This window comes from Hymenobacter sp. BT559 (assembly GCF_017571525.1).
GTDB classification, from domain to species: domain Bacteria; phylum Bacteroidota; class Bacteroidia; order Cytophagales; family Hymenobacteraceae; genus Hymenobacter; species Hymenobacter ginsengisoli.
The window spans coordinates 152786-172151 of sequence record NZ_JAGETY010000004.1; the positions used below are offsets into that span (position 1 = coordinate 152786).

At 61.6% G+C, this 19366-nt stretch carries 19 protein-coding genes; 9 read left to right on the top strand and 10 right to left on the bottom strand.

The genetic code is table 11. From position 1 onward, the window contains the following. Positions 1-11 precede the first annotated feature (11 nt). Positions 12-536, bottom strand: a complete 525-nt coding sequence (locus J4D99_RS07065; protein WP_208131010.1) for a vitamin K epoxide reductase family protein — start codon at positions 534-536, stop codon at positions 12-14. A gap of 174 nt (positions 537-710) precedes the next feature. On the opposite strand from J4D99_RS07065, the gene J4D99_RS07070 reads away from it, so the two are divergent. The 4 genes from J4D99_RS07070 (at position 711) to J4D99_RS07085 (ending at position 5216) form a co-directional block, all read left to right on the top strand. After that, positions 711-2492: a S8 family peptidase gene (locus J4D99_RS07070; RefSeq protein ID WP_208131011.1), complete on the top strand. Its 1782-nt coding sequence runs from the start codon at positions 711-713 to the stop codon at positions 2490-2492. Positions 2493-2530: 38 nt separating this feature from the next. Then, the gene (locus J4D99_RS07075; protein ID WP_208131012.1) at positions 2531-3520 is read left to right on the top strand and encodes a YitT family protein; all 990 of its coding nucleotides are present in this window, start codon (positions 2531-2533) and stop codon (positions 3518-3520) included. 153 nt (positions 3521-3673) lie between these two features. Beyond that, positions 3674-4507 carry an MOSC domain-containing protein gene (locus tag J4D99_RS07080; RefSeq protein WP_208131013.1) on the top strand — a complete coding sequence of 278 codons (834 nt, stop codon included), beginning with the start codon at positions 3674-3676 and terminating at the stop codon, positions 4505-4507. 31 nt (positions 4508-4538) lie between these two features. Further along, on the top strand, positions 4539-5216 hold the full coding sequence (locus tag J4D99_RS07085) for a DUF2461 domain-containing protein (protein WP_208131014.1): 678 nt from the start codon (positions 4539-4541) through the stop codon (positions 5214-5216). 121 nt (positions 5217-5337) lie between these two features. Here J4D99_RS07085 and J4D99_RS07090 read toward each other — a convergent pair whose 3' ends face one another. Together J4D99_RS07090 and J4D99_RS07095 are read right to left on the bottom strand one after the other, a co-directional pair. Further along, positions 5338-5961 carry a deoxynucleoside kinase gene (locus J4D99_RS07090; protein ID WP_208131015.1) on the bottom strand — a complete coding sequence of 208 codons (624 nt, stop codon included), beginning with the start codon at positions 5959-5961 and terminating at the stop codon, positions 5338-5340. Between the two features lie 94 nt (positions 5962-6055). Further along, positions 6056-6541 carry a hypothetical protein gene (locus J4D99_RS07095; protein ID WP_208131016.1) on the bottom strand — a complete coding sequence of 162 codons (486 nt, stop codon included), beginning with the start codon at positions 6539-6541 and terminating at the stop codon, positions 6056-6058. Between the two features lie 147 nt (positions 6542-6688). Here J4D99_RS07095 and J4D99_RS07100 point away from each other — a divergent pair, with 147 nt between their 5' ends. Beyond that, the gene (locus J4D99_RS07100) at positions 6689-7213 is read left to right on the top strand and encodes a GNAT family N-acetyltransferase (protein WP_208131017.1); all 525 of its coding nucleotides are present in this window, start codon (positions 6689-6691) and stop codon (positions 7211-7213) included. A 40-nt stretch (positions 7214-7253) separates the two neighbouring features. Further along, a complete protein-coding gene (locus J4D99_RS07105) occupies positions 7254-7484 on the top strand; it encodes a CDGSH iron-sulfur domain-containing protein (protein ID WP_173113384.1) in 231 nt (76 codons plus the stop codon). 60 nt (positions 7485-7544) lie between these two features. Here J4D99_RS07105 and J4D99_RS07110 read toward each other — a convergent pair whose 3' ends face one another. The 3 genes from J4D99_RS07110 to J4D99_RS07120 form a co-directional block, all read right to left on the bottom strand. Continuing rightward, complete coding sequence (locus J4D99_RS07110) at positions 7545-7913, bottom strand: hypothetical protein (RefSeq protein ID WP_208131018.1); 369 nt, start codon at positions 7911-7913, stop codon at positions 7545-7547. A 45-nt stretch (positions 7914-7958) separates the two neighbouring features. Beyond that, a complete protein-coding gene (locus J4D99_RS07115; RefSeq protein WP_208131019.1) occupies positions 7959-9011 on the bottom strand; it encodes a hypothetical protein in 1053 nt (350 codons plus the stop codon). 90 nt (positions 9012-9101) lie between these two features. After that, the gene (locus tag J4D99_RS07120; RefSeq protein ID WP_208131020.1) at positions 9102-9356 is read right to left on the bottom strand and encodes an acyl-CoA-binding protein; all 255 of its coding nucleotides are present in this window, start codon (positions 9354-9356) and stop codon (positions 9102-9104) included. Between the two features lie 231 nt (positions 9357-9587). Between J4D99_RS07120 and J4D99_RS07125 the strand changes: the two genes are divergently transcribed. Both J4D99_RS07125 and J4D99_RS07130 read left to right on the top strand, forming a co-directional pair. Then, complete coding sequence (locus J4D99_RS07125; protein ID WP_208131021.1) at positions 9588-10142, top strand: CinA family protein; 555 nt, start codon at positions 9588-9590, stop codon at positions 10140-10142. An 89-nt stretch (positions 10143-10231) separates the two neighbouring features. Then, positions 10232-11533, top strand: coding sequence for an amidohydrolase family protein (locus J4D99_RS07130; protein WP_208131022.1), 1302 nt, complete (start codon positions 10232-10234; stop codon positions 11531-11533). Between the two features lie 107 nt (positions 11534-11640). On the opposite strand, the gene J4D99_RS07135 is transcribed toward J4D99_RS07130, so the two are convergent. After that, entirely contained in the window at positions 11641-12378 is a 738-nt protein-coding gene (locus tag J4D99_RS07135) for a peptidylprolyl isomerase (protein WP_208131023.1), read from the bottom strand. A gap of 86 nt (positions 12379-12464) precedes the next feature. Next, positions 12465-13661, bottom strand: a complete 1197-nt coding sequence (locus J4D99_RS07140; RefSeq protein WP_208131024.1) for a zinc dependent phospholipase C family protein — start codon at positions 13659-13661, stop codon at positions 12465-12467. A gap of 222 nt (positions 13662-13883) precedes the next feature. Between J4D99_RS07140 and J4D99_RS07145 the strand changes: the two genes are divergently transcribed. Next, positions 13884-14111: a hypothetical protein gene (locus J4D99_RS07145; protein WP_208131025.1), complete on the top strand. Its 228-nt coding sequence runs from the start codon at positions 13884-13886 to the stop codon at positions 14109-14111. Positions 14112-14932: 821 nt separating this feature from the next. On the opposite strand, the gene J4D99_RS07150 is transcribed toward J4D99_RS07145, so the two are convergent. After that, positions 14933-16978: a M13 family metallopeptidase gene (locus J4D99_RS07150; protein WP_208131026.1), complete on the bottom strand. Its 2046-nt coding sequence runs from the start codon at positions 16976-16978 to the stop codon at positions 14933-14935. A 205-nt stretch (positions 16979-17183) separates the two neighbouring features. After that, positions 17184-19238: a M13 family metallopeptidase gene (locus tag J4D99_RS07155; RefSeq protein WP_208131027.1), complete on the bottom strand. Its 2055-nt coding sequence runs from the start codon at positions 19236-19238 to the stop codon at positions 17184-17186. Between the last annotated feature and the right edge of the window lie 128 nt (positions 19239-19366).

Consider the following 19366-nt stretch of genomic DNA (forward strand, 5'->3'; position numbering starts at 1 on the left):
TACTAGCTTCACTAGGCTATTTTCTTTTGTCCGTTCAGCAGCCTTTTGATTGCCCGCACGGCTTCGGGCAGGGCTAGCACGGCAGCGGCCGTGGCGGCTACGGTGCTGGCCTGGCAATAGAAGCAGAGCTTTTTGTTTTCCTGCCACTCTTCGCGGCCCAGCTGCACGTTGGTAACCAGGTCGATAAGAGTCTTGCCGAGCAGCGCCACCGGTAGCCAGGGCTGCTGGGCGGCCCGCTCCTGCCCACCGGCCGAGGCCAGCATGGCCGTGATGCCCGCCGTCACTATCATGGCCGGGGCATCGGGCATTTGCAGGCGCTTGTAGCCGTAGTCCGACGCATCAACTTTATCGGAATCGAAAACGGCCAGCGGCGGGTCGGGCAGGTGGTGAATAATGCCGGTCTGGTAGAGCGTCACTATCTGGCCAGCAGCGGCAGTCACGAACGACAGGCCGATTATCCAGCGGCGGCGCGTGAGGTCTGGGCTCTGGCCCAGGCGCAACTGGCGCGAGAGCTCGGCGGGGGCTAGGGTATACATGGTGGAAAAGGGACGAAAAAGGATGATTGAACTGTTAGGCGGTACGCCGGCCTAGCGGGCGGGGTTATGGCCGGCCGTACTATTGCGGCCGCAAGCGGCCGGGCGCAACACCCGGCGGCCCTCCCCCGTCTTATACCTCGGCGACTGCTTTCCGCGTCCCGTTATTCTTTGCTGATGCTTCCCAACCAACTTGCTACCTGGCCGCGCCTCGCACTGGCGGCCTCGCTCCTTTCTACCGCTGGCTGCCGCGTGGCCCAGCCAGCAGCTACTACCGTGGCTCCCCCCGCTACGGCTAGCACACCCGCCGTAGCGGCAGCGCCCGCTGTGCCAGCTGCTCCTGTTCCCGACGCGGCCGCTCCGGCCACCCCTAGCACGCCGGCCGGCCCTACTGTGGAGGAAGCCGCCAAAGCTCAGTGGTATCTCAATGACCCCCAACTCGATAAAGTACCCGGCGTGGGTGCCACCCGCGCCTATGCCGAGCTGCTGAAAGGCCGCACGCCCGCGCCGGTGGTAGTGGCCGTTATTGACTCAGGCATCGACACCGCCCACGTAGACCTCAAGCCGGTGCTGTGGCGCAACCCCGGTGAAATTGCGGGCAATGGCATCGACGATGACCACAATGGCTACGTGGACGACGTGCACGGCTGGAATTTTATCGGCGGCAAAGACGGCCGCAACATCTCGGTCGAAACCCTCGAATCGACGCGAATCGTGGCCAAGTACGGGCCGCGCTTCGCGGGCAAAACCAGCGCCCAGATTAAGCCTGCCGACCGCGCTACTTACTCGCTTTATTTAAAAGCGAAAAAAGCTTACGATGCCAAGCGCAAGGAGCTAACCAGCGAGCTGGCCCAGGCCGGCCAAATGACCGGCCCGCTCACCCAGATGACCGCCGCCCTTAAGGAAAAGCTAGGGGTCGAAAAGCTCGACACGGCCACTATGCGCCAGGCCGCCGCGCGCATTTCCGACCCCGATTTTAAGGGGTTGCTCACCTCGCTCTACCAGAACATGAAGCAAGGCGGCATCGGCGATACCGACGCACTTATCAGTGAGCTGAATAATGAGCTAAAAGACCAGCGCGAGCAGCTGGACTACAGCCTCAATACCAAGTTCAACGCCCGGGCGGAGATTGTGGGCGACAACCCCGACGACGTAACCCAGCGCAACTACGGCAACAACGATGTGCAGGGCCCCGACGCGTTGCACGGCACCCACGTGGCGGGCATTATTGCGGCGGTACGCACGAATAATATTGGGGTACAAGGCATTGCCGGTGCACCGGTGCGGGTAATGAGCGTGCGGGCCGTGCCCAACGGCGACGAGCGCGACAAGGACGTGGCCAACGCCATTCGCTACGCCGTGGACAACGGCGCGCAAATCATCAACATGAGCTTCGGCAAGGAATTTTCGCCCCAGCGCCCGGCCGTGGAAGCCGCTTATAAATATGCGGCCAGCAAAAACGTGCTGCTGGTGCACGCCGCCGGCAACGAAGACGACAACCTCGACGTGACGCCCCACTACCCGGCCTCGTTTTACCTCGATGGCTCGACGCCTCCCAACCTGCTCACCATTGGGGCTAGCGGGCCCACCAACGACGAAAACCTGCCCGCCAGCTTCTCCAACTACTCCAAGCGCCAGGTTGATGTATTTGCGCCGGGCGTGGGTATTTTCTCCACCTTACCGGGCAATAAGTACGGCTCGGAGAGCGGCACCAGCATGGCTTCGCCCGTCACGGCCGGCGTGGCCGCCGTGCTCAAGTCGTACTACCCCGGCCTCACGGCTATCGACCTCAAGCGCATCATCCGGCAGTCGGCCCAGGTGCACCACACCCAGGTGCTGGTGCCCGGCGAAAACGGCAAGAAAGCCGATTTCAGCACCCTCTCGGCCACTGGCGGCATCGTTGATTTATTCACCGCCTTACAGCTGGCAGCCCAGACGGAGGGAGCTAAAAAGCCGTAATTCTCGGCAGTAGCCCAGCTTTCTGCGTAATGTTGGGTATGCTTCCTCAATTATTCATCTTGGAGCGCCTGCGGCGGCTGAAGGCCAGCCAACCCGCCGCAGGCGCTGCTCCGGCCGCTCATCCAGCCATAGCCGACGCGCATCTTCACACGCCTAGCCACGAGCCCGAGCCGTGGCTGCGGGCGCAAGGGCGCAACTTACTGTACCTGGTAGCGGGCGTGTTTTCGGCCGCGCTGGGGCTGGAAGCGTTTATTCTGCCCAATGGCTTGTTCGACGGCGGCGTAACGGGGATATCGCTGCTGGCGGCCCGGCTTATTCACCTGCCGCTGTCAGTTTTCCTGGTAGTGCTCAACCTGCCCTTTATCTGGCTAGGGTACCGGCAGTTGGGCAAGGCCTTTGCCATTCGCGCGCTGTCGGCCATTTTGGGGCTGGCCATTGTCCTAGTGGTGGTACCCTTTCCGGTCATTACCCAGGATAAGATGCTGATTGCTGTGTTCGGCGGCTTCTTTCTGGGGGCGGGCATTGGGCTGGCCATGCGCGGCGGCGGCGTGCTCGATGGCACCGAAATCCTGGCTGTGTACCTCAGCCGCAAAGCCAGCCTGAGCGTAGGCGACTTCGTGCTGGTGCTCAATATTTTAATCTTCATTGTAGTAGCCCTGGTGCTGTCGGTCCAGACGGCGCTCTACTCTATACTCACCTACCTGGCCGCTTCCAAAACCATCGAGTTTGTGGTCAATGGCATTGAGGAATATACCGGCGTTACCATCATTTCGGAGCACAGCGATGCCATTCGGCGCGCCCTCACCGAGCGGCTAGGCCGGGGCGTCACGGTATATGCCGGGCACCGCGGCTACGGCTCGCGCGGCGAGCAGCCCGACCCGATTGATATTGTATTCACGGTAGTGACCCGCCTCGAAGTAGGCCAGGTAACGACCGAAGTAAACCGCCTCGACCCGCGGGCCTTTATCATCATGCACAGCGTGAACGACGCCAAGGGCGGCATGGTCAAGAAGCGGGCGCTGCACTAGGGCATGGGGCTAGCAGCTTGGGAGGGTAAGAGGAAAAAAGCCAGGCCTACGAGCGTAGTAAAAGCGCTTATTATCTCGCTTACCCTCCCAAACTGCTGCCCTCATACCCTCACACCCTAATGCAGTGCCGGCTTGCCCTTTTACCTTTACGGCATGTCTGCCTCTTCCTCTGCCATTACGCTTTCCGGTATTTTCATCTACCCCGTTAAGTCGCTGGGCGGCATCAGCCTGCCGGCGGCCGAACTGACGCCCCGGGGCCTGCGCCACGACCGCCGCTGGCTGATAGTAGATGCGCGCAACCGCTTCATGACCCAGCGCGAGCACGCCGAGATGGCGCTGCTGGCCGTGGAGCCGGCCTACAACGGCTTTTTATTGCGCCACCGCCAGCGGCCCGAGCTGCTGCCGCTCTACATGCCGTTTGAGGCGCAGCCCGACAAGACGCTGTTTGTCACCATCTGGGATGATATGGTGTGGGCCTGGCGCGGCACGCCCGAGGCCGATGCGTGGTTGAGCGAGGCCCTGGGTCAGCCTTGCAAGTTGGTGTATATGTCGGACATGGTGCGCCGCGATGTGGAGCCCGACAAGCCAGAGCTGAACCCAGCCGGCACCGTCGTCAGCTTCGCCGACGGCTACCCCTACCTGCTCGCCACCGAAGAATCATTGGCCAAGCTCAATGCCCAGCTTGAGGAGCCGGTACCCATGAACCGCTTTCGGCCCAACCTGGTAGTCAGTGGTGCCCTAGCCGACGCCGAGCTGAGCTGGGCCGGTTTCAGCATTGCGGGCCAGCCCTTCCGGTCGGTGCGCGGCTGCGGGCGCTGCATCGTCACGACCATCGACCAGGCCACGGCGCAGCAAAACCCGGCCGGCGAGCCCCTGCGTACCCTGGCCACCTACCGCAAGCCCGACCGCAAGGTGCTGTTTGGCCAAAACGTGACCGGGCCGGCCAGCGGCCGCATCGAGGTCGGCGACGCGGTGGTGCTGGGCTAACCTCAGCGGCGCGGCTGCGTTAGCCGGAGCCATGAACCTGGACCTCGCTTTCGTATTAGATTTTTTGCGCCGCCTGGCGGCCAACAACAACACGGCCTGGATGCAGGAGCACCGCGCCGACTACCTGCGCGCCCGCGGCACCTTTGCGGCGCTCGTGGCCGAAGTGCTGCGCCGGGCCACGCCCGCCATCCCCGGGCTAGCGGGCCTCACGCCGGCGCAGGCTATGTTCCGGCTGCATAAGAACGACCGTAGCCAAACCGACCCCGAGCCCTACAAGCGCCGCCTGGGCGCGGGCCTGGTGCCCGGCGGGCGCCACGCGCTGCGCGCCGGCTACTTTCTGGCCCTGATGCCGGGCGGCGGCTCGTGGCTGCGCGCCGGCCGCTTCACTCCCACCCCGGCCGAGCTGGCCGCCATTCGCCAGGAAATCCACTACGATGGCGCGGGCTTTCACCGCGCTATTGAAGACCCAGGCTTGCTGCAACACTTCCCTAGCGGCCTGGATAGGAGCGCGGAGCAGCTCACGCGCCCACCGCGGGGCTACCAGGCCAGCGACCCCGACCTGGCTTTTCTGCGGCTCAAGAGCTTTGGCGTGGTCCGGCTGCTGGCCGATGAGGAGGTGCTAGCCCCCGATTTTATTGACCGGGCCGTGGCCGGCATGCTGGCGGCGCGGCCGTGGGTCGATTTTTTGAATGGTGCGCTGGATGCGTAACTAGCCATAAAAGGCGTCATGCTGAGCTTGACGAAGCATCTCTACCGAACAACCCAATTGGCGCGGCAGAGATGCTTCGGTAAGCTCAGCATGATGCCTTTTATAGTGCAAAGAAGACTTATTAAAACAAGCCAAACAGCTTGCCGTTGATGCGCTCAATGATGCCCCCCAGGTCTTCGGGGCGCTTCACGTAGTCGAGCTCGTTCACGTCGATAATGAGCAGTTTGCCTTCCTTATAGCTGGCAATCCACTGCTCGTAATGCTCGTTGAGGTTCTTGAGGTATTCGATGCTGATGGAGTTTTCGTAGTCGCGGCCGCGCTTCTCAATCTGGCCAATGAGCTTGGGCAGGTCGGCACGTAGATACAGCAGCAAATCGGGCGGATTGACGAGCCCTATCATGGTCTCAAACAGGGCGTAGTAGTTCTGGTAATCGCGCTCCACGAGCTGCCCCGACTCGTGCAGGTTGGCCGCGAAGATGTGGGCGTCTTCGTAAATCGTGCGGTCTTGAATCACGCTTCTGCCCTCCTGCACCAGCTCCTTGATGCGCTGCGTCTGGCGGAAGCGGCCGTTCAGGAAATACACTTGCAGGTGAAAGGCCCAGCGGGGCATATCGGCGTAAAAATCCTTCAGGTAGGGGTTGTCGTCCACTTCTTCCAGAAAGACATCCCAGCGAAAATATTGGGCCAGCTTGTGGGCCAGCGTCGTTTTGCCGGCTCCGATATTGCCAACGATAGCAATGTGCATGCGATAAAAAACTTAAGCGGACGAAATGCGGACGCCAAAGGTACGGGCTGCCGTCAGCCCGTGCGCTAGCCCCTTCGGGCGGCTAGCAGGTGGGCTACTCGTTCACGCGGTCCTTCACGCGGCGGGCGCCCTGCAGGGTGCGAAACTCGCCCTGGTAGCTGCGTACGCTGAGGCGGTCTTCGAGCGGCAGCTCTTTGCGCACCGCCTCGTAGCGGCTATTGAGGCGGGCGAGGGCATCGCTAGCCTCGTCCCAGTCGCGGGCGCTCCACTGGCGGCGCTGGGCGCGGGTGGCCTCTATAAAGCGGCTGTATAAGTCGGGTAGCTGGCTGGCGGGCACGCGGCTCACGTCGATATTTTCATGCAGATACTTAGCCAGCACGGGGTCGGCATTGGCGGTGGTAGCCACGCGGCGGGTGGTAGCAGCGTTGCGCGGCTCGGAGGCGTGCGGGCGGCCGCCTATCAGGTTGCCGCGGCGCAGCAGCTCTTCCTGGGTGGTGGTTTGGGCGGCGACGGCTAGCGGCAGGGCGGCCACTAGCAGGGCCGCCGAGACGGAATGGACGAACAAGGTGAGCTTTGTCATGGGAAAGAATGCGAAAGGATGGAGGCAAAATGCCCTGCCAAATGCGGGCCAAACGGATTTTTCTAACGACCAGGGCTAGCGTTGCGTATGCGCATACAATGCAGAAGTCGGTTTTTTGGCCGACCTTCGCCTGCTTCATCGTTGCTTATGCCTACCCGTTCTGCCCCGGCCCTACCGGCCACGCCCCTGCACATTCAGCCTGCCACCGAGCAAGATATTCCCACCATCATTGAGTTGGCTGAGGCGACTTGGGAGCCGACTTACCGCTTCATCATCTCGAAGGAGCAGATTGACTACATGTACCGCGTCATCTACACGCCGGCCTCGCTGCGCCGCCAGATGCGCGAGCAGCACCACCAGTTTTTGCTGGCGTATGTAGAGGGGCACCCTAGCGGCTTTGCTTCCTACTCCGAGAAGCCCGAGGGCGTGTATCACCTCAATAAAATCTACGTGCTGCCCTCGCACCAGGGCCAGGGCCTGGGCCAAAACCTGGTAGAGGCCGTGGTGAGCGCCGTGCGCGAAGCCGGGGGCAAAGCGCTGGAGCTGAACGTGAACCGTCACAACCCAGCGCTCGCCTTCTACGAGCGCCAGGGCTTTGCCCAGCACCGCGAAGAAGATATTCCCATCGGCCCATACTGGATGAACGACTACGTGCTGCGCAAAGAGCTGTAAATCAACCGATTTTCTTTACTCACCTTTTATTTTTCCAGAAATGGCTACCAAACTAACGGTTCTTTCCAACGGCTCGCTGCGCGTGGAAGGCGAAGACATTCAACTCGTAGACGCCCAGGGCAATGCCTATGGGCTAGGCGGCCGCGAGCGCATCAGCATCTGCCGCTGCGGCCTCAGCAAACAAAAGCCTTTCTGCGACGGTTCGCACAAAGGCCACTTCGAGCACGACGCCACAGCGTTTGATTTGCCCGCGCCCAAGCCGGCGGTGTAGAGTAGCTGCCCAGCGCAAAAAAGGCCGCCGCCCCAATTGGAGCGGCGGCCTTTTTTTCATTTAGCTGGGCGCGGCGGCCAGCTCATTTAGCTGCGCTACCACCGCATCGGGGTTTTCGACCTCGATGATGAGGCGGGCGAAGTGTTCATCTGTTAGCTCGACTACCACCGTGTTTTCCTGGTGCTGCACATCCAGAAACGCGGGCTTGTTATCGACCGAGCCTACTAAATAGAAGGTGCCCGCTTTGAGCAGGCCGGGAATGTGTGTGCCCGGCGCCCGAAAGCCCCAGGTGTGGGCTGCCTCGGGGTCGTGGCGGGCGCTCTTGATATTGGCGCGCGGTATGCGCAGCTCACTGCGAAACGCCCAGAGCTTGTGCCAACCCTCGACGGTAAAAACAACGGTATCTCCTTCGGAATGAACAACGACCATGGTACAAGAACAGTGAGGGTAAGGTTGGCTTTATCGCCCAGCTTGCTAAGCCATTACAGTGTGCGTGCCCAGCGTTCTGGGGCCTAGCATCAGCCACAGGTTCAGGCGCACAATATCGCCCATCGAATCGCAGCTGCTGAACTGGTGGGTGCGGTGGTAGCGATTGAGGTTGCTTTTGAGCTCCTCCACCTTGGCCAGGGGGGCTAGCTCCTGGCGGCGCATCACATCGAGCAGGGCTTTGAGGCGGTGGCGCTCGGCGCGGGCCCGGCGGGCCATGAGCGTGCGCTCCTCGGCCTGGTACTGGCGCAGGGTGCTGGGCTTGAGCAGGCGGGCGCACATTTCAACCACGGCGTGGTTGTCCTTGAATGACTGCGGCAGGTACATGGCCCGGCGGCCCTCGTAGCTCTGCTGGTCGAAGTCGATGGCCCGCACCCGGTATTGCTCGTCTTCAAAGTCGGGCGTCACGTCGATGACGTAATTGTAGGCCCGCATATCGCCGAGCAGCCTGGCAAAGCAGCGCTCGTTGAATTTCACAAACTCCTTGGCGATGCGCACTTGATTGAGGTGCGGCTGGTTGAGCCGGAGCCGGATAAAATCGTCGCCGGGAATACCGGCAATGTGCTCCTCAATGAGCGTATTGCCGCTGTCAACCAAGTAGTTCATCGAGTTAGGCGACAGCAAATGCTCCAGCTCCAGGCCGTAGAGACGCGAGGCATCGGCCTGCTTCACGTAGAAATAATCGTAGTTGTCGTTGAGCTGGTTGAGAATGCGCACTCGAAACGGGTGCGAGTTGCCAAAGCGGCAGTAGTCGATGCGGTCGGCCAGCAGGTCCTTGGCAAACGACAAGTCGCCGGCCGTTTTGAGCAGCGCATACACCTGCACTAGGCCCTGGCTGAGCTCGGCCAGGGTGCCGGGCTCATAAAATACCGTTTCCCAGAGCGTGTCTTTGCCCGTGCGGTCGAGCAGCGCAAACGAGCCCGTGAAGCGCAGCAAATCGGCGTAGCGCACCGGCAGCGGGGCCTCGCGGTCGTAGTCGCGCAAGTACTGGCGCAAGGCCGGCGTGAGCGGATAGCTGGGCTTTTTACGGGAGATATCCATTTTATCAATGGGTAAATGGGCGAATGAGTGAATGGGTAAATAGGCGGAAAAGCATTCGCCCATTCACTCATTCGCCCATTTACCCAATGGCTAGCCAGCTAGCTCATTCACCAGCTCCACGTACTGCTGGCGGGCGGCGTCTTTGCTGAGGCCGGCCAGTTGGTGCCAGGCATCGTATTTGGCAATGGCCTTGAAGTCGAAGCCGCCGGGGCGCGGGCCGGTGGCATCGCCCTCAGTAGCCTGCTTGTAGAGGGCGTAGAGCTGGAGCAGCACCGTATTGCTGGGTTTGGCGGGCAGTTGCTGGGCGCGCTCGGCGGCGGTCTCAAAATCTTGCTGGGTCGTCATGACAGAAGCTGGTGAAAGAATATAGGGTAGTTGAAGGTAGATGAAGCTGCAAACCTAGCGCTAGCCCTGGCATTTTGCTGCCAGCAATTTTATGCCTGCGCCAAGCTGCCAGATACTCATTCTACTACCGTGCGGCAGCGGTCTAGGTTACGAGGCCGCGCCGCAACACTGGGGCCCAGGTGCCACGTAGTCCCGATTTGTAGCCGGCAGCCCAGTCTTTATTCTATCCTTATGAAGTCCACCCCTTTTCCGACCGACAGCACGCCCCTCGTCAAGCTTTTTTTGCAGTATAAGCTCACGCTGGCCCTAGCCGAAAGCTGCACCTGTGGCCTGGTGGCCGCCCAGCTAGCCCCCGCCGAAGGCGTGAGCGACGTGCTGCTGGGCTCGGTGGTGACCTACCACGCGCTGGCCAAGCAAAAGCTGCTGGGTGTGAACCCCACTACCATCGAGCTATACTCGGCCGAAAGCCAGCAGACCACCAACGAGATGGCCCTAGGCCTGCACAAGCACTTGCCCGAAGCCGACGTGTGCGTGGCCGTTACGGGCCTTTGTGGCCCCGGCCCTTCGGCCACGCCCGACAAGCCCGTGGGCACCATATTCGTAACGATACTGGTCGACGGCCATGCCCACGAGTACCGGGTGCTGCTGAAGGGCGACGCCAGCAGCATGCGCCAGCAGGCCGCCGACTATATCTACCAGCAGCTAACCGAGCTGCTCAACCGCTTGCAGCCCATGGCCAAGCAGAAGGCTTCGCAGCAGCACGTAGGCAGCGCCGCACATAAGTAAACGAAACTGGCGCAGGTACGAGTAGGCAAAAGCGGGCGCACGCGTAGCTTGCGGGGCATTTCTTACCGCCTTTACCCCACCTGCCTATTATGCCCATTGTTACCCGTACGCTTTTGCTGCTCACCTCGCTAGGCCTGGCTAGCCCTGCCTTTGCCCAAAAAACGCTGCTGCACTGCGGCCGCCTGCTCGATGTGCGCAGTGGCCGCCTATTGAGCCAGCAAACCATCGTAGTCGAAAAAAATCGCATTACGGCGGTGCAGGCCGGCTACACCGCCGCCAGCGGCCCGCAAGACCAGGTTATCAACTTGGAAAGCAAAACGGTGCTGCCCGGCTTCATCGACTGCCACGTGCACCTCGAATCGTCGCCGAGCCGCAATAGCTTCCGGGAGAAATTCACCCTCAACCCCGCCGACGTGGCTTACCGCGCCGAGGCCAATGCCTTGGTTACGCTGCGCGCCGGGTTTACCACGGTGCGCGACTGTGGCGGCTCGGGCGTGAATATTGCCCTGCGCAAGGCCGTGGCGCAGGGGCTGGTGCCGGGGCCCCGCATCTACACGGCGGGCACGGCCATTTCGAGCACCGGCGGGCACATGGACGATACTGACGGCCTCAGCGACGACCTGATTGCGCGGTTTCACCCCGGCACGGCCGAGGGCGTGGCTAACGGCCCCGACCAGTGCCGCCAGGCCGTGCGCGAGCAGTTTCGGCGCGGCGCCGACCTCATCAAAATCGCCAGCACCGGCGGCGTGCTCGACCTGAGCAAGGACGGCAGCGGCGCCCAGTACTCGGAAGAAGAAATCCGGGCCATCGTGCAAACGGCCCGCGACCTGGGTATGCCCGTGGCCTGCCACGCTCACGGTGCCGAGGGCATTAAGCGGGCCGTGCGGGCGGGCGTCACGAGCATCGAGCACGGCTCGCTCCTCGATGCCGAGGCCATGCAATTGATGGCCAAAAACCGCACCTGGTACGTGCCCACCATTATCGCCGGCAAGTCGGTGGCCGACACGGCCCGTCGCCACCCCGATTATTTTCCGCCCGTAGTAGCGGCCAAGGCCCTCAGCATCGGCTCGCAGCTGCAAGCCACCTTCGGTAAGGCTATCAAGCAGAACGTGCGGGTGGCCTTCGGCACTGATGCGGGCGTGTACCGCCATGGCCAGAATGCGCTAGAGTTTGGCTACATGACTGAGGCCGGGCTGGCGCCCATCGACGCCATCCGCGCCGCCACCCTCAATGCCGCCGAGCTGCTCGGCGACCCCCAAAACCTGGGCACCCTCGAAGCCGGCAAATACGCCGACATCGTAGCCGTGGAGGGCGACCCGCTGCAAACCATCGCCACGCTCACTAGGCCCACTTTTGTGATGAAAGAAGGCAAGGTGTACGTGGGCCAGTAGCAACGTAGCGCGAAGCTTCCGCCCTGTGCGCGAGCGCAGCGAGCAACTGGCGCTAGGGCCATCCAATCGTCCTGCTCGCGCATAAGGCGGAAGCTTCGCGCTACTGTTTACTTCACTACCTCTACTTTCATCCCAACGTCTTCGACCGGCCACTTGTCGCCGGGGTCTACTTTCACCTGGTTGATTTTATCGACCACGTCCTGGCCCTCGATAACTTCGCCGAAGACCGTGTACTTGCCATCGAGCGAGGGCACGCCGCCCTTGGTGGCGTAGGCCCGCACCTGGGCCGGCGTGAGGGGCCGGCCGGCGGCCGCGCGGCTTTGGTAAGGGGCTAGCTTCTCGCCCACCACGAAATAAAAATCGGTGTTCGACGAGAGGTGCCCGGGGTTTTTATCGTCGTCGTAGCGCGCCATACCCAGCGCGCCCTTCACGTGGAAGTGCTGGGGCCGGATTTCGGGCGGCAGGCGGTAGGTACGCAAATGGATGGTGCGGGGCCCGCTGGTTTGGCCGCCCTGCACGGCAAAGCCTTTCACCACGCGGTTGAACACCGTTTCGTCGAACACCCCGCGCCGGGCCAGCAGCAGGAAATTGGCTTTGTGGATGGGCGTATCGTCAAACAAGTGCACCCGGATAGTGCCCAGGCGCGTCTTTATCAGCACCTCCGAGCCAGGGTATTGGCGCACATAAGCGAGCAGCGCGGCGGGCGCGGTGCTATCGGTGAGGGCCGCGATGTCGGGGCCAGGCGCCACGGGCTTGGCCGGGGGCGGCGGGGCGGTGGCGGCGGGCTTGTCGGTGGGGCTGCAGGCGGCCAGCAGGGCTAGCGGCAAGCCGGCGGCGAGTGGCAAAACGTTTTTTACCTGCATCAGCTAGGGCATAGAAAATGAACGGGAGCAGCGCAGCTTCTGCAAGCCTGCGCCACTCCCTGAGCTGGCTACCACGAAAAGGCCGGCTTGGTTTTCTGCTTGTCGGTACCGGCAGGGCCTTTGGTTTTCACCTTCACCTTGGGCGCGGCGGCCGGGGCTGGCGCGGGGCTAGCCGCCGGGGTGGGCGCAGCTACGGGCTCGGGCGGGGGCGGCGGGGCAGCTTCGCCATCGGCGGCTTTTATCTCATCGGGAGCGGCGGCTTTCTGCTCTTTTTGCTGGGCTAGCAGCAGGTTATCCTGCGCTAGTGTATTGGCTTTCCAGGCCTTGAGCTGCGTGGTGAGCCGCTCCTTTTCTTCCTTGCCCAGCTTGGGCGAGGCCATCAGCGTGTTAAGGTCGGGGCGGCCAGCTTCCTGCCAGGCCGTCAGCCACATCGACGCCACCATCGGCGAGGCTCCCTTGAGGCGGAAGGCTACCATGCCGCCTACTTCCTTTTCGTAGGCATCGGCAAAGGCATCGGAGTAGCGGCGCTGGGTGCGCCCAAACCGATGCGAGAAGGTGTATTTGGTTTGGGGCGTAAAGCGCTTGGCCGTCTTGGCTTCGAGGTCGTAGGTAGCCGTGAGGAAGCCATAGCTGGCCTGAATAACGCCCCACATGGCGGCTAGGGGGTCTTTTAGCAACTTACCCTCTTCCCCATCGAGCTTGTAGTCTTTCAGGAAGCGCTCGGGCAGCTGGCTTTCCCAGAGCGCGTGCAGGCCGGTCTGGCCCGAGAGCTGGCCATCGTAGTTGACGGTGGTGTGCAGGGGCACAAACGCATCGGCAGTGTAGTGGCTTAGCTCGGCCGAGTACTTGATGATGCCCGTAGTGTCGCGCTGCCGGAATGCTTCAACCAGGCGCGCCTTCGTGTCCATCACGGTCCAGGGCACGGTGCCGTACTTCTTGAGCGTGTCGGCCGAAAATTTCTCTACTGCTTCCTCGTAGTTGTGCGGCACCTTGGCGAAGGGGTTGTCCTCCGAGTAGTGGTCCATATCGATGAAGTGCTTGGGCCCCTCGGTGGGGTCCTGGCCGCGGCGCTCGTCGGGGGCAGTGCTCAGGCGCACCAGCGCGGCCATGTGCCGGAAATAGAAGGCCTGCATGGCGGCTGGCAGCTCATACACTGCCACTTGCGTGATGGTGCGGTGCCCCACAAAGCCCCAGGCGTGGGCGGCCGGGGCGGCCGGGCCTAGCAAGGTGGCAGCCAGCCCCAGGCTCATAAGTAGTTTTTTCATTTCAATAAAGGGAAGTAGCACATTGCTAAGCCGGATACCCAACGGCCCCGAAGTTCGGGCCGGGCCGGCACATTTCCAGCACGGGGAAGGTGCAAATGGCCCCCTAGCCTACTTAGCAAAAATTCATCTTCTAAAATGCCTGAATTTTACACACGCTTTTTTCAACCGGTCCAGCTTATCCCTGCGTAGAAGGGACACATTCCCACCTTACCATTTTCACTCATGGCTACTACCACCAAAAAAGGCAATACCGGCGACCACCACCGCACTGCCGCCGCCCACCACACCGCTGCCGCCAAGCACCACACCGAAGCTGCCAAGCATGCTGATAGCGGCCACCACGAAAAAGCTGCCCACCACGCCCACACCGCCAGCGGCCACGCCTCCAGCGCCACCGCTAGCTCGCGCCGCGCGGCTAAAAATCACGCTGCCGACCACAGCGACAAATAGTTTTTGCGTATCTTAGATGCGAAGCCGCAAGGCTTCTGGCTGTAGCGACTGCAAAAGCCCGGTTTCCGCAAGGAGGCCGGGCTTTTTCGGGGGCTAGCGGCTCCTTTTGCTAAGCCGTAAGCCAGCAGGTGGCCTCACCTTCCTCCGTAAACAAGCGCAGGTAATAAGCACAGTCGGGGCCCTGAAGTAGCGTACCGTCGGCGCACTTACCGTTTCGGTGCGCAGGGTAGTTGCCCGCGTCGGCGATACCAGAAAAGCCAGCCGCAGCCGCTCGGCCAGTGCGGCCATTACCCGGGGCGGCCACTCGGATACTACCCACTGCGCTGCCTTGACCGGCGGAGCAGGCCGACGCTGAATATCGAGCAGCCAGCGCCAGGTATGGTGGGCTTGGCCAGTAGCGAGCAGGTCGCTGTATTCTTCCTAAAAGTTTGGCAGTTCCTCATCGGTGAGCCAGCGCATAATGAGCATATCAAGGTCGGGGCGGCAGAAACCTGCGAGGCGGTGGCACCAGCCATAGAGGCAAAAACAATTATGGTCCGGCCGCTTATCACCAACCGGCCCCAAGTATTTTCGGCCGCATTGCGGGGGCTAGCTATCTGTCTTACAAATAGCTTAATTGCTGCTTTTTATGCCCACGCTGTTTTGTGAGCTGCTGCCTTGCTGCCTTACCAGCCAAACGCCTATGGCACAAGTGCCGCCAAGCGTTAAAGACACCATAGCTACCCGCTACCAACCACCGGCGCACAATCTGGAAGGCTAGCACAAAAAAAGCCTGACCAATACGGCCAGGCTTTTCGTCGTTTAGTACTGTTGCAAAAGGCTTACCAAATGCGCGAGCGGTCTTGGGTAGCGCGCACCATCTTGTTGCCGTCTTTGCAGCCGAAGGCCTCGTAGAACTCGGGCATGTTCATCAAGGGGCCGTTGGTGCGATACTGGCCGGGCGAGTGCGGGTCGGTCTGGATTTGCTGGCGCAGAGCCTCGGGACGCTGGTTGCCGCGCCAGATTTGGGCAAAGCCCAGGAAGAAGCGCTGGTTGGGCGTGAAGCCGTCGATTTTCTGGCCGCCCTTGGCCTCGGCCGTTTTCTGGAACGCCTGGTAGGCGATGGTGAGGCCACCGATATCGGCCAGGTTTTCGCCCATCGTCAGCTTGCCGTTTACGTGCACCGAGTCGAGGGGCGAGAAGGCGTCGTACTGCTTGCCCACCATGTCGGCCTTGGCCGTAAACTTCTCGTTGTCCTCCTTGGTCCACCAGTCTCGCAGGTTGCCCTTGGCATCCGAGCGGCGGCCCTGGTCGTCGAAGCCGTGGGTCATCTCGTGGCCGATTACCGCGCCAATACCACCGTAGTTCACCGCGTCATCGGCTTTGGGGTCATAGAACGGCGGCTGCAAGATACCAGCCGGGAACACAATCTCGTTCATGCTCGAGTTGTAGTAGGCGTTCACCGTGGGCGGCGTCATGCCCCACTCGCCCCGGTCTATCGGCTTGCCGAATTTCTTGAGGTTGTCCTCGGTGCGCCACTCGGCGGTAGCAAACAGGTTTTGCAGCGCGCTCTCGCGGGTGATTTTCAGCTTCGAATAGTCTTTCCACTTGTCGGGGTAACCGATTTTCACCGCAAAGGCATTCAGCTTCTCAATGGCTTCCTTCTTGGTGGCCGGGCTCATCCAGTCGGTGGCCATAATGCGCTCGGCGTAGGCGCGGCGCAGGTTTTCGACCATTTCCTTAGCCTTAGCCTTAGCAGCGGGCGAGAAAGCCTGGTCCACATAGAGCTGGCCGAAAGCCTCCCCTAGCGCGCCGTCGGTGGCACGCAGGGCGCGCTTCCAGCGCGGCTGCTGCTGCTTGGCACCGGTCAGCACCTGCTGAAAGCGGAAGCTGGCGTCGCCGTAAGCTTTGGGCAGGGCCGAGGTCACGCCCTCCACCAGGTGCCAGCGGAAGTACTGCTGCTGGTCGGCAATAGGAGTATTGGCCATCAGCGTGTTAGCCGCCGCCAAGTATTCGGGCTGGCCAATGATAAGGTCCTGGGCGCTGCCCAGGCCGCTTTCCTTCAGCACCAGCGGCAAGTCCAGGTTGGGGTAGTCCTTAACTGCCTGCGCCACCGACACCTTGTTGTAGTTCTTAATTCGGTCGCGCAGGTCCACGCGGCCGCGGCTAGCCTGGGCCATCTTGGTTTCGAGGGCCAGCACGGCGTCGGCGTTGGTAGCGGCCAAGCTGGGCGCATCACCCAGCAGTTGAAACACGCTCGTCATGTAGGCCTTGTAGGCAGCCCGGATGGCTTTCGAGCGGCCATCGTCCTTCAGGTAGTAGTCGCGGTCGCCGAGGCCTAGCCCGCCCTGCCCCATGCGCACGGCATACTGGGTGCTGTTCTTGCTATCCTGGCTCACGCCGAAGCTGTACCAGCCGGTGCCGTACGACTTGGGGTCGGCCATGTACTTCTGAATGTCGCCCAGGTTTTTGAGGCCGGCAATCTGGTTCAGGCGCGGCTGCAGATACTTCAGGCCCGCAGCTTCGATGGCGGCCGAATCCATGGCCGCAGCGTAGAAGTCGCCCACCTTTTGCTCGTTCGAGCCGGGCTTGGTGGTGCGCGCGTTGGCAGCCGCCTTCACCAAGATATTTTTTTCTACTGCGATGTTGCGGTCGGCCAGCTCATTAAAGGCGCCCCAGCGGGTTTCGGAGGCCGGCACTGGGTTGCTTTTAAGCCAGTTGCCGTTGGCGTAGTGGTAGAAATCGTCGCAGGGATTTACCGAATGGTCGATGTTGGCGAGGTTGATGCCAACGCCTTTCTGGCCAGGGGGGCCAAATGCGGTAGCGGCGGCCAAGGTGCCGAGGCCCAGGGTAGCCAGCGCCAGCCGCGAAAAAATAGTTGAGGACATAGAGAGGATTGGGTAGGAGAAAAAAGGGAAAGACGAACTTAGCCATAATAGATGTAACTGCCGCTTCACAGTTGCATCACGCTGCGCTAATGGCTAGCGTAGCAAGAAAATTTTTGCACAAAAAACCCCGCTTCAGCCTGAAGCGGGGTTTTTGGCAGTTTATCACTTGTCCTTGCGGGTGCCAGGACTATTTGCGTGGGCTAGCCTACCAGATGCGGGCCTGCTCGGCGGTGGGCCGCTCCATCTTGTCGGTGGGCTTGCAGCCGAAGGCCTGGTAGAACTCGGGCATGTTCATGAGCGGGCCGTTGGTGCGGAACTGGCCGGGCGAGTGCGGGTCGGTGAGCACTTGCTGGCGGGCCGCCTCGGGGCGGATGTTGGTGCGCCAGATTTGACCCCAGGCCAGGAAGAAGCGCTGGTTGGGCGTGAAGCCGTCAATCTGCTTGCCTTCTTTGGCCTCCTGCGTCTTCTGGAAGGCCTGGTAAGCGATGGTGAGGCCGCCGAGGTCGGCCAGGTTTTCGCCCATCGTCAGCTTGCCGTTCACATACACCGAGTCGAGGGGCGAGAACTTATCGTACTGCTTGCCTACCATCGCGGCTTTGGCGTTGAATTTGTCACCGTCCTCTTTGGTCCACCAGTCGCGCAGGTTGCCCTTGGCGTCGTACTGCCGGCCCTGGTCGTCGAAGCCGTGGGTCATTTCGTGGCCGATTACGGCCCCGATGCCGCCGTAGTTCACCGCGTCATCGGCTTTGGGGTCATAGAAGGGCGGCTGCAGGATACCAGCCGGGAACACAATCTCGTTCATCGGCGGGTTGTAGTAGGCGTTCACCGTGGGCGGCGTCATGCCCCACTCGGTGCGGTCAATCGGCTTGCCAAACTTGCTCAGGTTGTCTTGGTTGGCCCAGGTGCGGGCGGCCAGCACATCCTGCAAGTAGCTCTGGCGGTTAATGCTCAGCTTGGAATAGTCTTTCCACTTGTCGGGGTAGCCGATTTTCACCGCGAAAGCATTCAGCTTCTCAATGGCCTGCTTCTTGGTGGCCGCGCTCATCCAGTCGGTGGCCATGATGCGCTCGGCGTAGGCTTTGCGCAGGTTCTCAATCATTTCCTTGGCGCGGGCCTTGGCAGCGGGCGAGAAGGCCTTATCTACGTACAATTGGCCGAAAGCCTCCCCTAGCGCGCCGTCGGTGGCGCGCAGCATGCGCTTCCAGCGGGGCTGCTGCTGCTTGGCGCCGCTCAACACCTGCGAGAAACGGAAGGCATCATCGCCAAACGCCTTGGGCAGGGCGCTCGTCACGCTGTTTACCAGGTGAAAGCGCAGGTACTGCTGCTGGTCGGCAATGGGCTCGGCGGCCAGCATCGTGCTCACTTCCTTCAGGAAAGCGGGCTGGCCCACAATCACTTCCTTCGCCGCGCCGAGGCCGATTTCCTTCAGCATCAGCGGCAGGTTCAGGTTCGGAAACTCCTTGCTGGCCTGGGCCACGGTCATCTTGTTGTAGTTGGCCTGCGGGTCGCGCAGGTCTACGGGGCTCTTGCTAGCCTTGGCCAAGCGCGTTTCGATGCGCATCACCGTGGCGGCGTGGGCAGTGGCCTGCGCCTCCGTGTCGCCGAGGCGCTTGAAGGTGCTGACCAGGTAGGTATTGTAGGCAGCGCGGATGCTTTTCGAGCGCGCGTCGTCCTTCAGGTAATAGTCGCGGTTGGGCAGCGTAAGGCCCCCCTGGCCGAACTGCACCGCGTACTGGGTGCTGATTTTCTCGTCCTGGCCCACGTACGAGCCAAACCACACGTTGCCGGCCTGCGCCTTGGGGTCGGCCAGAAATTTCTGCATCTCGGGCAGCGTCTTGATGGCCGAGATGCGGTCGAGGTAGGGCTTGAGGTAAGTCAGACCCGCCTTTTCGATGGCCACGGTGTCCATGGCGGCGGCGTAGAAATCACCTACTTTCTGCGCATTCGAGCCCTTGGGCGCGGTGGCCGACTTGCGGGCCAGGTCTTCCAGAATAGCCTTTTGGGTGGCGTTGTTGTGGTCGGCCAGCTCGTTAAAGCTACCCCAACGGCTTTCGGCAGCCGGCACGGGGTTGTTCTTCAACCAGTTGCCCGAGGCGTAGCGGTAGAAGTCGTCACAGGGGCTCACCGTCTTGTCGATGTTGGCGGGGTTGATGCCCACGCCCTGCTGGGTGGTTTGTGCCAATGCCGGGCTAGCGGTGGCCAGGCCCAACGCGGCCACGGCCAAGGCCGCGCCCCGCTGGTAACGGGAAGTTTTAGACATGAAAAATGAAAAGTGGATGGGGTTGGCAGTTCAGGGTTAAGGTGCGCAAGTTAAGCGCCGGTTCCCAACGTGGCACCACTAGTAGCACTATCGCGGGCCAGGAAAGTACTTTTACAGTTCGCTTACTA